We start from the raw sequence: 12,516 nt of genomic DNA, 5'->3' as shown, positions 1-12,516 counted from the left end.
ATCTATTCAGTCGCGGGATGAACAGTGAGAACAAGGAGTTGAAAGCCATGTTACCGGACTGGTTTCCCGGACCAATTCCCATGTATAATCGCCGCCCCCGGGTGCGAAAAATTATTCATCTTCGGCAAAGAAGGGATCTTCGAGGTTGCATTCAGGAGTTGAGCCGGGTTGGTGGGCGGCCGGTGCGCGTCCTTCCTCACCTGGGAGTGGTCATCGGAGAGTTTTTGCAAACCGGCGACTCCTATAGTTTAGAAGGGCATCCCGACGTCGCTCATTGGGAGCCGGATATCCAGGTGACTCTTTCCGATCCATTTGTCGGTGAAATATCCCGAAACATCCCGTCCATTCCTTGGGGAGTTCAGGAAATAGGTGCTCATAAAACATGGCGGTATACCAAGGGACGCGGAGTAAAAGTGGCGGTTGTCGATACGGGAATTGCCAACGACCACGTTGCAGTTCAAGGCAATTACAAAGGGGGGGTGAACATTATCTCGCCGATGTTCACCCCCTATGACTACAACGGTCATGGGACCCATGTGGCCGGAATCATAGCCGGTCGGAGCGAAGAATTGGGCATCCTCGGTGTAGCACCCCGGGTACACCTGTATGCCGTCAAAGCTTTTAACCGCCGCGGGAGCGCAAGCTTGTCGGATTTGTTGAGCGCGATCAATTGGTGCATCGAAAACAGGATGGATATCATCAACATGAGCTTTGGGATGGTAAAAGTGAGTGATTCGTTGCGACAGGCGATTCAGACCGCTTATCGCAGGAAAATCGTGATGGTGGCAGCATCCGGGAATCAAGGTTCCAACGGGAACATCGATTATCCCGCCCGATTTGATGAAACGATCGGAGTGACAGCTACAGGGAAAGATGGAAAACTGGCCAGCTTTAGCAATACTGGTGCCGGTGTGGATTTGGCTGCCCCGGGAGACAAAATTACTTCCTGCTGGTTAAACGGAGTGACACGCGAGATGAGCGGCACCTCGATGGCTGTTCCCCATGTGTCGGGAACAGCGGCTCTTCTTCTCTACCTGAAGCCCGATCTTTCTCCAGATCAGTTGAGACAATTGTTTACGCAAGGCGGGGTACCTGTCAGTGGCCATGACGGATATCGCCGGTTAAATGCCCATCACTCGGTCCAATTGTTGGCCCGCTACATGGGGCGGTTTATTCCTTGAACCATTCCCGTAAGACCTGGACTTGGCCGGCCCCCTGTTCGTCGGGAGGCAAGTCCAGGCTTTCAGCGGATCGGACAAGCTGCTCTTTCACCTGATCCGGGGTCCAATCAGGATTTTCCGTCAAGAGGAGTGCGGCGATGCCAGCTACGATGGGTGTGGCCATCGAAGTACCGGACAAGGTGCTGTAGTGTTGATCGACCCGGGTAGCGGGGGACTGTTTATCAATAAAAGAACGCTTGACGCGCAAGGAAGTGACTCCGGTTCCGGGTGCGACCAGGTCGGGTTTGGTCACTTGATCCGGCGCGGGTCCGCGGCTGGAAAAGGAGGCGACTTCGTCGTCGGAACGGTCCAGCGTTCCCTTGTCATCGGTGGCTCCCACTGTAATAATACTGGGATGGATTCCGGGGGTGGAGATGGTGCCGGATTCCGGTCCGTCGTTGCCGGCCGCCGCCACCACAACAAGTCCCTTCTTCCACGCTTCCGCCGCAGCTTGGGCCATCGGGTCATTCTTGTATGACGAAGAGGTGCGGCTTCCCAGGGAGAGAGACAGCACTCGAATGTTGTATTTTTCTTTATTGGCGACACACCATTCGATTCCGGCAATCACTTGGGACAATCGGCCGGAGCCCCATTTATCCAACACTTTTACCCCTACCAGGGGGGCTTCCGGAGCAGGTCCGACATATTTCCCTTCGGAAGAGGCACCATTGCCGGCAGCATCTCCGGTACAATGGGTGCCATGGCCATTATCGTCATATGGGTCCGTCTTCCCTTTAACAAAATCCTTGAAGGCGACAATCCGATTCTCCGGCGTCGTCAAATCGGGATGGGGATGGATCCCGGTGTCGATGACGGCAATTGTGGCTTTACTCCCGCGATTTTTTCCTTTCCACGCCAATGGAGCGCCAGTGACAGGAGTAGCGGTATTCAGACAAGTGGTGACGCGGCGGTCCAGCATGATCCGTTTAATTTCCGACCGTTTCACCAGAGAGCGCAGCTCATAATAAGAGACATCCAACCGGCAAGTGTGGATGCTGGAAAAATAATCGACCCGCTTCTCGTCTTTGCTTAAAATGGATTCCATAACCTGGCTGCTGAAGACAAGATCGGGCTCTAATTCCACCAACACGGGAACACGGGTAAACCGTTCTATAAAAACCAAGACAGCCCGTTGCAAGAAGCAGGGGATCCAACGCAAGGTATGAAGTCTTTGAATGAGGAACTCACGCAGGTCCGAGTCCATCCGTTTACCATGATCGCGAATCCATTGAAATTCCGCTTGGGACATCGTTTCTCTCTCCTAACTGAGGTAGATGAATCTAGTAATATATGGATATGGAGGGAGGGTGTGTTCGGTCACGTCAGCCACCCATGGCACCTGTCTATTTTCTTGATAAATGGACCTTTCTCTTATCCGCAACTGCTTCGGATCGTGATAAACTGGTAGGGGTAAAACGGTCATGGGAGAGAGGTTGAACGATTCGGCATGTTCAAATCAAAAAAAGCATCTCCAGCTGCATCGAACGAGATGATCTTCCATCGGTTTCATCTGTTGTGGCTGATTGTCTTTTTGCTGTTTGTCGCCTTGATCCTGCGCCTGAGCTGGGTGCAGTTGGGCGGGGGAGAAAAATATCATAAAATGGCGGCCGAGAACAATTTTAAACAGATTCCCGTGGTTGCTCCCCGCGGAAAGATTTTTGATACCGATGGACAGTTGTTGGTGGACAACGAATCATTGTTTACCGCGATTTACTTGGAGACGGACGAATCAAGAGAAGAGAAACTGGAAACGGCCCGGAATCTGTCCAAAACCTTGGATCTCCCTGCGGAAGAAGTGCTGGAGGGCATGGATGTGGGGTTGGATCTGGAAGGGAATACGGTTCCGCGAAAGCAGCCTCCCTATTATCCGAAAAAAATAAAGGACCGTTTGACAGAAGAAGAAGTGGTGCAATTGTCGGAACACCCTTCCGATTTCAAAGGAGTGAATGTGTTTCTGGAACCCTTGCGCCAATACAGGGAGGAACCTTTTGCCGTTCAGACGATTGGTTATGTTCGCCCGTTTGCCGGTGCCAAAGCCTCCTTGCAGAAATACATAAAGGCGGCGGAAGAAGAGGGTGGGGGCGGATACCTGGATTGGGAGCAAGTGGGGATGGACGGGGTGGAATACAGTTACCAGGATGAGCTGCGCGGCAAGCATGGATATCGTCTCGTCAGGGTTAATTCCACCGGTAAAGTGGAAGACGTGATCAAAGAAGTGAAACCGAAGCCGGGAAATGACTTGGTCCTCACCTTGGATGAAACCATGCAAGCGGAGACGGAGGCGTTCATAGAGAAGCAACTCCAATGGTTGCGGACCCAGGCTCCCGGTCGCCACCGTGCGCCTCACGCCAAAAATGCGTATGCGGTGGCGCTGGAAGTGAAGACTGGAAAAGTGCGGACAATGGTAAGCCATCCGGATTATGATCCGAATATCTGGAACGGTTCCGTCACTGCGGAAGACTTTCAGGATCTGACATACACGTTGAGAAACGGCACCATTATGGAAGCCCCTTATGATGCCAGACAGGCAGCCGATCCGGAACAGGAGTACCAACGGCACCCGATGTCGGTACTGCCTCCGGGCTCCACCTTTAAGCCCATGACTACCTTGATCGCTCTAAATGAAGGTTTGATCAGTCCTTATACGACTTTTCGCGATCCCGGAACCTTTTATTATGCACCGGCAACGCCGCCTGTCGGCAACTCCGGGGGAAATAACTATGGAGTGCTGGATGCGAAGAAGGCGCTTGCCAAATCGGCTAATACTTATTACGCATGGGCGTTCAGCCGTTGGTACCGGAATGAAGGAAAAGAGAGTATCGACAAATTCCAGGATTATACCCATCAGTTCGGTTTGGGTGTGCCTACAGGAGTTCCCTTGAAGGGGGAACAAGACGGTACCGAAGATTATCTGGCCATCGCCGACCGAAACTCCGGATTGGGAGCCATGGTTTTAAGTTCATTTGGACAGGCACAGCGTTACACCACGATACAGTTGGCCCAGTTTACCGCTACATTGGCCAATGAGGGGAAGCGGATGCGTCCCCAGCTCGTGGAAAAGGTGATTGCTTCCGACGGAAAAGTAATAAAGGAAGTGAAGCCGGAGGGTTTGAATAAATCAGACATCGACCCCCGTCATTTCCAAACCGTAAAAGAAGGAATGGTGGCGGTTACCCAACCCGGGGGGACAGCTTCGCATCTGTTCCATGGCCTTCCCTTTTCGGTGGCAGCAAAGACGGGTACTTCGGAGCAGGATATCCCTCAGGTCGGACGGGTGCAAAATGCGGTTTTTATCGCGTATGCTCCCGCCAATAATCCGGAGATCGCAGTGGCTGTCATCGTTCCCGAAGGAGGGTATGGCGGGGTTGCGGCAGGGCCCATCGCTGAAAAAATGATCCAGCTATATGCGGAACGATACATGAAAGAATAAAATGGTCCGTATAAAAGCGATCCCATCCTGCGGAGCAGGATGGGATCCGTTATAATGGATATTACTGTTGGTTTTGCCCTTTGCGAGCTTGTGATTGTTGGTTTTTCTGACGAACTTGCTGGGCGTTCGTCTCAGCAGCAAACTCTTGCTGGAACTGCTGTTGTTGTTGTTGAGCCCCTTGTTGCGCGGCTTGCTGGTTTTGTTGACGGACTTGTTGGGCGTTGGTTTTGGCCCCTTTGGGTTGAAAAGCCATTTGTATATCACCTCCGTATCCGTATTGTGTCCCGAACCATTGGATTCACTCGTTGGATTTGGAACTATTTATTGCCTGAGGAGGCACCAATGAAAGAAAACTTATTCCTGTCTGCGCTGCACGTGTTACCCAAACGAACGCTCTCCCGGCTGATGGGGAGTTTTGCGCGCAGCCCATTGAGCAGACGATTGATTCCGTTTTATATTCGTCGATTTGATGTAGATTTGTCACAAGTGGAAAAACCGGCTTCACAATATGAATCTCTTATGGAATTTTTTGTTAGAGGCCTAAAGGAAGGGGCACGACCGGTGGACCCGGATCCCCGGATGGTGGTCAGTCCTGTGGATGGAACGGTATCCCAAGCGGGAACAGTGGAAGAAGATACCCTGATACAAGCCAAAGGAGTTCAATATTCTTTGGAGGCTTTGTTGGGAGGAGCTGGGACTGATGTGGACTCCTTCCGTGGGGGTTCGTACCTCACCGTGTACCTGAGTCCAAGGGATTATCATCGCATCCATACACCTGTTGCGGGTCGTGTTACGCATCTCACCTGGATCCCGGGCACCCTTTTTCCGGTTAATGAGATGGGCGTCAGGCGCATACCAGGATTATTCACCCGAAATGAACGGTTGATTACCTACATGGAAACCAAAGCGGGCCGGATGGCTTTGGTAAAAGTAGGCGCAACCAATGTCGGAAGCATTCGAGTCTCCTATGATCCCGACATCCTTACCAATCGTCGTGGGAAAAAATCACCGGTTCGCCGGGAATATCGGGAAATCGCAGTATGGGAAAAGGGAGAGGAAATGGGACGTTTCGAGTTTGGATCCACGGTCATTCTGTTGTTTCAGGCCCGTTCGGTTCAATGGCTGGAACCCATCCGCCCAGGTGGCCGGGTGCAGATGGGACAACCCATCGGACAGTTAATCGACGTTCCCGAGTCGTAGATGGAAAGGGGGGAGTTTCTTGTTTAATCACACACAGTTGCCCTTCCGGCGTTTTCGTTCCTACTTTCCGGTTGTAACGACTATTCTGCTTATCCAGACCGTATTGATGTTGTTAATGACGGTCAGCGGTGGATCGGAAAACCAACGGGTTCTCATTCAATTTGGGGCATTGGAAACGACGTTGTTGACAGCCGGTGAGTGGTGGAGATTGATTACCCCGATTTTTTTGCATATCGGCTGGATGCATTTTCTGTTTAACAGTTTTGCGTTATATTTGTTGGGTCCCCAGTTGGAGTGGCTGTTTGGCCGTTTTTATTTCATTGTCCTCTATTTGTTGACAGGGATTATGGGTAATTTGGCCACGGTTTATCTGGGTACCGCCGGGATCAGTGCTGGGGCGTCGGGAGCGATTTACGGTTTGTTCGGCGTCTATCTTTACTTGATTCTGTTTCGCCGTGGTTCGATGGATCCTAACACAGGAAAAGGATTTATGGCCTTGGTGGGGATCAATATCCTGTTTAGTTTAATCGTTCCCAATATAAACCTAATCGCCCATTTAGGCGGGTTGTTTGCAGGCATGCTGTTGGCGGGTCCCCTTTTGGGGATGAAGCAACGCTGACACCTTCCATTTCTTCGGGTTCAGCCCGTCTGGATTTGTCGTCCAAAAAAGGGCTTCCTCATGTTTCTCTCCATGTTGGGCAAGATATGCGTGGTGAGGCGCGATGAGTGTTTTCGGTGATACCAACCGGTTGGATCGTGCGGCATGGCTGCTGTTGATCATCAGTGGGCTGTTCGCTGTGTCGACGGCACTATCCAACACATTTGTGAATGTTTACTTATGGAAAATTAAAGAGGATTATCTGGTGATCGGCCGATTTAATTTGGCGAGTTATCTCGCAATGGCCGTCACTTTTGTTTTTGCCGGCCGTTTAGCCAAGCAGGTAGACCGGGTGATCGCCATTCGGATCGGAGTGGCGTTGCAGGCGCTTTTCTATTTGGCTGTGTTGGTATTGGGAAAAGAGTCCGTTCGAGTGGTGGACGGATTAGGCGTTTTTATGGGCGTGGGCTCCGGCTTTTTTTGGCTATCGTACAATGTCCTCTATTTTGAAATTACCGAGCGTTACAACCGTGATATCTTTAACGGGATGAATGGTCTGCTTACGTCTGCGGCCGGGATGGCGGCTCCGTTGGTTTCAGGTTGGATTATCACCCGCATTGACCAATTTACGGGCTATCGCATTATTTTCTCCTTATCTTTGGCCGTTTTTTTACTGGCGGTGATCGTTAGTTTCATGTTGAAACGGCGACGTGCCCATGGCGTGTTTCGATTAAAGATCATCCTGAAGGATACCGTAAAAAAAGGGAGCCACTGGTTTTGGGTCAATTTGGCGATGGTGGCTCAGGGAGTCCGGGAGGGATTATTTGCGTTTTTGCTCAGCCTTCTCATCTTCGTAGCCATCGGCAATGAGTTGATTCTGGGGTGGTACCTGACGATGGCATCTGCGGTATCGCTGCTTTCTTACTTTCTGGTGGGTCGTTACTTAAGACGTCGATGGCGGGATGAGGGTATATTTTTGGGGACTGTGATGATGGGAATCGTGTCCCTACCGCTACTTTGGGATGTAAATGCATTTACATTGATTTTCCTGGGCGTCGGCTCCGCCCTTTTTTATCCGATCTATATGGTTCCGCTTACATCAGCGGTTTTTGATGTCATCGGTGAAAGCAACGAAACCGCCAAATTAAGGGTGGAATACGTGGTCGCCAGGGAATTGGCTTTAAATGCGGGAAGGGTTCTCAGCGTGATCGGTTTCTTGTGGTGGGTCACCCGGGAGCCGAATCTGATGCAGATGAAATGGCTGTTGATCCCCGTTGCTTTTGTACAGTTGTTTTCCTGGCTGGCGATTCGTCAGGTTCCCTTGTTGGAACAAGAATGATAGGGAGTGATCCTCTTCCCTTCCGTTCCTCCAGACAGCTTCCTGCACACATGGGTTCTTGTTTGTGCTGGGGGTTGATTCTTTTTTATCTTGGATGCAAGGAGGATAAACTGTTTTACTCTTCTTATTTAACTGATTTTTTAGAGAAAAAATATATTTATTTAAAGATTCTCTGTTAATTTATTGACAGATATGAAAGTGACTCTTCCTGGATTAAACAAGGAGGTTTTTTCATTTGGGTGACAAAATGAACCGCAGAGATTTTTTAAAAGCAGCGGGGATGAGTACAGTAGCCTTTACACTGGGGACAACGGGTTTATTCTCATTCGGTGATGCAACAAGGGGGATCGCATCTGCTAATGAAGCGATACACCCTACTAGCGGCTTTGGCGGATATGGACCTTTAATAAAGGATCCGGAAGGGATCTTGGATCTCCCACAAGGATTTCATTACAGGATCATTTCCAGGACAGGAGACAAAATGTCAAATGGGGACCGGGTTCCAGCTGCTCACGATGGGATGGCCGCTTTTCCAGGACCCAAAAATACAACCATCCTCGTTCGAAACCATGAACTTGGAACAAACTCCCCATACCCTGTCAACGGGAAAAATCCATGGAGCAGAGGCGCAGCTGGCGGTACAACCGCTCTCGTCGTTACACCGGATCGAAAAGTAATCCGCGAATATGTAACCAATTCGGGAAATATTCGAAACTGTGCAGGGGGGCCCTCAACCTGGGGCACTTGGTTAACATGTGAAGAGACCCGCAATCTGGGGCACGGCTTTGTTTTTGAAGTGAATCCGCGTGATCCAGAGAACGAAATGTCCAGAACGCCTATTCGTGATATGGGGTATTTTTCACATGAAGCTTGTGCGGTCGATCCAGCGACGGGCATTTGGTACTTAACGGAAGATAACAGTCCCAGTTTTCTTTATCGTTTCACTCCCCATGACCGCAGCCAAAAACTCGGTTCTTTACAAAAAGGCGGCATTCTTGAAGCAGCCGCCATTGATGAATTGCCTGCTTCTTCAGCAAGTAACTTCACGAACGGAAAAAAATTCGGGATCATTTGGAAGAGGGTCAATCCTGAGCGAGCGAAAGAAGATGCGAGAGATCTTGGTTGTATTGCATTTAGCCGGTTGGAAGGAGCATGGTTTGCTGCCGGAACATTCTGGTTTGACGATACGAATGCGGGTGAAGGGCGACATGGCCGTATTTATCGTTATTTCCCATCCACGAATACGTTAGAGCTCTTCTATGAATCCTCTGATGCGAATGATTTAGACATGCCGGACAATATTACGATCACACCTTGGGGAGACCTCTGGATTGCGGAAGATGGGCCCGGAAATGATCGGATTATTGGTCTGACTCCAGAAGGGAAGGTTTATCCATTTGCAGAAAATCAGCTAAACGATTCTGAATTTGCGGGACCGGCATTCTCCCCGGATGGAAACACTCTGTTCGTCAATATTCAAGATCCGGGTATGACGTTCGCGATCGGGGGACCGTTCGCTCGCCGCAATGCCTTCCGTCAAAGTCAGATGAGTGTTGCCGCTCCTCCACAACCATTTGCGCCCCGTATATCGGATGAGCTGGCTGTATTTGCAGAGCGTCAGGGCATATCCCAACTCGAAGCGGCCGCATTGCATCGCCACGGTGTTCCCATCTTATAAAAGGGATATGAGAGAAAATATCCATTGGTTTCATATTAATGATTAGGGCCTGTCTGGTCATTCAATCTTCCGTGAGTAGAAGGGAGGGTCGGTATGGCTTTTGGTTCGCCTTTGCACTCACAGAGCACAAGTCTCACTATGCGCTTTTTGCAACGAAACGAAGACAGCCATACCGACCCGGGATCTCGCGCTACGGATTGTTCAGACACGCCCTAGTAGCCGTTTTAGGAGGCGGATTACTTGCCACAAAACATAGGGATTTCAGGCTTCATTCTCATCCTGGTGATTGCGCTGATTATTTTCGGCCCTTCCAAATTACCTGAACTGGGTCGCGCTTTCGGAACCACCTTAAAAGAATTCAAAAAAGCGGCAAATGACCTTGTTTCAGGGGACGGAAAGGGCTCGGAAACAGCCGATCGACAACAACCAGCAGAAAGCGAAAAAAAATGATCAAACGAAAAAGATGTAGGTGGGAACGGATCCTGCTTACATCTTTCTTCTTTTGCCTGGGTGGCGGCGACCGCACGGAAGGTTCCGGTTGCTGCCTATTAAATATTTTGTCCATAATATGGATGGGCTGTCTCTAATAATTTTTGACAGCTTTTTTTCGTTGGTTTGGATTTTATATCGAATGATTTAATGATTGAACAGATGCGAATCCATTTACAGAGAATAGGGGCTTCCTTGGTCCACCAAACTGATGGTGGGTGGAAGGAAGTGCGAAACCTTCCGGCGAATGTTTCGTATGGGTAAAGATACAGGAGGGACATTCAGGTGACGATATTATTTTTTATGATACTGTTTTTGATCGTGATGGGATTGATCCTGTGGAATCTGGTATTAACCATTCAATTTAACCAATTAAAAAAGCGGTGGGAACGGGAGAATCAGAATGGATCCAAGGTTCAGGATCCAACGCCTTCCTTTGCATCCCCTCCGGCGGTGGAACCGGTTCGGGACGATCCCTTCTCTAAACGAATCCATCCGACGGAGGAGCAATCGATGGCTTCGCCTCCATCTGCACCATCAGAACCCAAACCAACAGAAGGGGCGGACGCTGATTCCGGAGTGATTCGCGAGGGATGGGAGTGGTTTGTGGGAGGAAGGGTACTCAATCGGATTGGTGCATTTGCTCTTTTTCTGGGTGTGGTCTTTTTTTTGAAATATGCGTTTGATCACAACTGGATTCATGAAAGTAACCAGGTGTTGTTGGGAGGAGCCTTGGGGTTCTTGTTGATCGGGTATGGCATTCGCACCAGGCGTCAAGGCTACCGGGTGTTTTCCCAGGGAGTGGTGGGAGGGGGGATCGCCATTCTCTACGGCTCGGTCTATGCCGCCCATCAATTTTATCAACTGGTTCCGTTTGTTCCGGCTCTGTTGTTGATGGCGGGGGTCACAGCGCTGGGGATGTTCCTGGCACTTCGCCATCACTCGCTTGCGGTGGCGCTGTTGGCGTGGGCAGGAGGGTTTACCACTCCATTTCTACTTCACAGCGAGGCGGCTTCCCCTATGGGCCTGCTTCTCTATACCGGTGTCTTTGCCTTGGGGATGACAGGGGTATTCTTAAGGAGAGAAAAATGGTTTATTCTCCATCTGTTCACCCTGGTGGGCACTTATGTAATGTGGGGGCTGGCCTTTTTCGCCGCAGAGGAAGGGAACGGGTTGGCTGTCTTTCTCCTTGCTTATTGGTTACTCTTCTTCGGAGTAGATGTTCGCATGGTTGCCGCGGGCGGCAGCCGTTCGGCTCTGCTTCCGGGAGTGTCCGCTCTGCATGCTGGAATCGCAGCGGTCGCCCTGGTGGGGCTGACGGAACGGTTTTGGGAGGATTCATCGGGTTTAGCTCTCATGGGATTGGGATTGGTATACTATCTGACCGCCTCTCGTTTCGGTGTGCGGACGGACAGAGTGATCCCCGTCTATGAAAGTGTTGCCGTGCTGTTTATGGCGTGGGGGCTGGCCCTTCAGTTTCCTCTATCATGGACCTTGGTGCTGTGGTCGTTGTTGGCCGCGGGAGCCGTTCACCGGGGGCGCACCCAAGAAAAGATGCATTGGTGGGTAGCGGGTCATGCCGTCACGCTGTTGGCCGTTTTGACCTGGATCGGTGCGGGATTAGTAGGAGCGTGGGAGTTATCCGATGCGTGGCCGCTCTTTCATGAACGGAGCCTAGCAACGTTGGCGCTGGCGGGCAGTCTGGTATGGGGAGCCTACCAATCCCGGGGATCCAAGGGTTTGCCCGGTCAATCGGTACTTGCCGGGATTCTGCATGCCGCCTGGGGAATGCTCCTTTTCATTTGGGGAACAATGGAATTGTTCCAGTGGTTTGAGGTCCGTTCGACAGGGGAAGAAGCGTTTTGGTTGCCGTTTGCTTGGGCAACATGGTGGATGGTCTATGGTTGGGTACTGCTTCAGTTAAAAGGAGAAAAGGGACACCCCGTCCTGATGGGAATAGCCGTATGTAGTGCTATATTGGCGATTCTCACCGGCGCTGTATGGATGTTGGTCCCTTATCAACCCATCCAAGAATTTATGCTTCTTCTCAATGGCCGCACCCCTTATATGCTGATTTTGTTGGGAGGAATTGCAGGCTGGGCCTGGACCTTGAAAAAGAAAGAAGCTTCGTGGGCATACGAGTTACGGCGACTGTTGCCGGGAATCGCCGTCTTCTTTCTCTTTCTGGGCCTGTCGGCGGAAACAAGGGATCTGTTTGGCCTGCTGATGGATCAGGCTCGGCAAAGTGGAGCCGGGACCCCGGATCTGGAAGCTCTGTTGAACGGAGAGAGGCTGACATTGTCGATCGTGTGGCTGGTGTATTCCGTACTGCTGATGACAGTGGGGATCATCAGGCGCCTGGGCAGCATGCGGTGGATGGCGATGGTTTTGTTTGGAATCACCATCATAAAGATTTTTGTATGGGATCTGTCCTTTCTGGAATCTGTGTATCGGATTGTATCCTTTATGGGTCTGGGTGTGATCCTCCTGGGGGTTTCATTTGCCTATCAAAAATACCGGCATCGTCTCCAGACATCGATGGACCAAGAGAAAGGATGATGG

Annotated in this window: 10 protein-coding genes; 8 read left to right on the top strand and 2 right to left on the bottom strand. The window is 50.8% G+C overall.

Annotated elements, in window-relative coordinates; translation table 11 throughout:
* Window positions 1-47: 47 nt before the first annotated feature.
* Window positions 48-1,181 (top strand): S8 family peptidase, encoded by a 1,134-nt coding sequence (locus tag JOE21_RS06020; protein WP_309863617.1) that lies wholly within the window; start codon window positions 48-50, stop codon window positions 1,179-1,181.
* On the opposite strand, the gene JOE21_RS06015 is transcribed toward JOE21_RS06020, so the two are convergent.
* Window positions 1,171-2,469, bottom strand: coding sequence for a S8 family peptidase (locus JOE21_RS06015; protein WP_309863615.1), 1,299 nt, complete (start codon window positions 2,467-2,469; stop codon window positions 1,171-1,173). The two genes, JOE21_RS06020 and JOE21_RS06015, sit on opposite strands and share 11 nt — an antisense overlap.
* 198 nt (window positions 2,470-2,667) lie before the next feature.
* Here JOE21_RS06015 and JOE21_RS06010 point away from each other — a divergent pair, with 198 nt between their 5' ends.
* Window positions 2,668-4,650 (top strand): peptidoglycan D,D-transpeptidase FtsI family protein, encoded by a 1,983-nt coding sequence (locus JOE21_RS06010; protein WP_309863614.1) that lies wholly within the window; start codon window positions 2,668-2,670, stop codon window positions 4,648-4,650.
* Between the two features lie 61 nt (window positions 4,651-4,711).
* Here JOE21_RS06010 and JOE21_RS06005 read toward each other — a convergent pair whose 3' ends face one another.
* Window positions 4,712-4,903 (bottom strand): gamma-type small acid-soluble spore protein, encoded by a 192-nt coding sequence (locus JOE21_RS06005; protein WP_309863612.1) that lies wholly within the window; start codon window positions 4,901-4,903, stop codon window positions 4,712-4,714.
* Between the two features lie 89 nt (window positions 4,904-4,992).
* Between JOE21_RS06005 and asd the strand changes: the two genes are divergently transcribed.
* From asd to JOE21_RS05975, 6 genes are all read left to right on the top strand, one after another.
* On the top strand, window positions 4,993-5,850 hold the full coding sequence (asd, locus tag JOE21_RS06000; protein WP_309863610.1) for an archaetidylserine decarboxylase: 858 nt from the start codon (window positions 4,993-4,995) through the stop codon (window positions 5,848-5,850).
* A 19-nt stretch (window positions 5,851-5,869) separates the two neighbouring features.
* Complete coding sequence (locus JOE21_RS05995; protein ID WP_309863609.1) at window positions 5,870-6,469, top strand: rhomboid family intramembrane serine protease; 600 nt, start codon at window positions 5,870-5,872, stop codon at window positions 6,467-6,469.
* Between the two features lie 103 nt (window positions 6,470-6,572).
* Entirely contained in the window at window positions 6,573-7,787 is a 1,215-nt protein-coding gene (locus JOE21_RS05990; RefSeq protein ID WP_309863607.1) for an MFS transporter, read from the top strand.
* Between the two features lie 235 nt (window positions 7,788-8,022).
* Complete coding sequence (locus JOE21_RS05985) at window positions 8,023-9,465, top strand: alkaline phosphatase PhoX (RefSeq protein WP_309863604.1); 1,443 nt, start codon at window positions 8,023-8,025, stop codon at window positions 9,463-9,465.
* A 240-nt stretch (window positions 9,466-9,705) separates the two neighbouring features.
* Window positions 9,706-9,915 (top strand): twin-arginine translocase TatA/TatE family subunit, encoded by a 210-nt coding sequence (tatA, locus tag JOE21_RS05980; RefSeq protein WP_309863601.1) that lies wholly within the window; start codon window positions 9,706-9,708, stop codon window positions 9,913-9,915.
* A gap of 324 nt (window positions 9,916-10,239) precedes the next feature.
* On the top strand, window positions 10,240-12,513 hold the full coding sequence (locus JOE21_RS05975; RefSeq protein WP_309863598.1) for a DUF2339 domain-containing protein: 2,274 nt from the start codon (window positions 10,240-10,242) through the stop codon (window positions 12,511-12,513).
* The last annotated feature ends 3 nt before the right edge of the window (window positions 12,514-12,516 follow it).

It is taken from the genome of Desmospora profundinema, from assembly GCF_031454155.1.
GTDB lineage: Bacteria > Bacillota > Bacilli > Thermoactinomycetales > DSM-45169 > Desmospora > Desmospora profundinema.
This window is presented reverse-complemented; position numbering and strand designations above follow the sequence as displayed.

Coding starts and splice junctions, on each gene's coding strand:
- asd (WP_309863610.1), top strand. CDS start 4,993: ATGAAAGAAAACTTATTCCTGTCTGCGCTGCACGTGTTACCCAAACGA.
- JOE21_RS06010 (WP_309863614.1), top strand. CDS start 2,668: ATGTTCAAATCAAAAAAAGCATCTCCAGCTGCATCGAACGAGATGATC.
- JOE21_RS05990 (WP_309863607.1), top strand. CDS start 6,573: ATGAGTGTTTTCGGTGATACCAACCGGTTGGATCGTGCGGCATGGCTG.
- JOE21_RS06005 (WP_309863612.1), bottom strand. CDS start 4,903: ATGGCTTTTCAACCCAAAGGGGCCAAAACCAACGCCCAACAAGTCCGT.
- JOE21_RS06020 (WP_309863617.1), top strand. CDS start 48: ATGTTACCGGACTGGTTTCCCGGACCAATTCCCATGTATAATCGCCGC.
- JOE21_RS06015 (WP_309863615.1), bottom strand. CDS start 2,469: ATGTCCCAAGCGGAATTTCAATGGATTCGCGATCATGGTAAACGGATG.